The organism is Candidatus Skiveiella danica (genome assembly GCF_022705245.1).
Taxonomy (GTDB): domain Bacteria; phylum Pseudomonadota; class Gammaproteobacteria; order Burkholderiales; family Burkholderiaceae_C; genus Skiveiella; species Skiveiella danica.
Genome location: NZ_JAKJEW010000154.1, coordinates 1 through 240, shown reverse-complemented (window position 1 = coordinate 240; position 240 = coordinate 1). Strand labels below are relative to the sequence as shown.

Below are 240 nucleotides of genomic sequence, written 5' to 3'. Positions count from 1 at the left end.
GCGCCATGTAGCCGAGCCGGCTCTTGGCTGCGCCGGTGGCGCGGCGCAGATCATGGCCCACCACATGCGCTTCGCCAGCAGTTGGTTTCAACAGGCCGCACAACATCTTGAAGGTGGTGGACTTGCCGGCGCCGTTAGGGCCGAGCAGGCCGAAGATTTCGCCCTTTTGCACCTCGAAGCTGACGTTGTCGGTGGCGGTGAACTCGCCGAAGCGCTTGGTGAGGTTTCGGCACGACACGG

1 protein-coding gene is annotated in these 240 nt (G+C 64.2%); it reads right to left on the bottom strand.

Features of this window, described 5'->3' with window-relative positions:
* Positions 1–240: ATP-binding cassette domain-containing protein (locus ACMUOY_RS20650; protein ID WP_413894584.1), on the bottom strand; the 240-nt coding region annotated here is incomplete at both ends.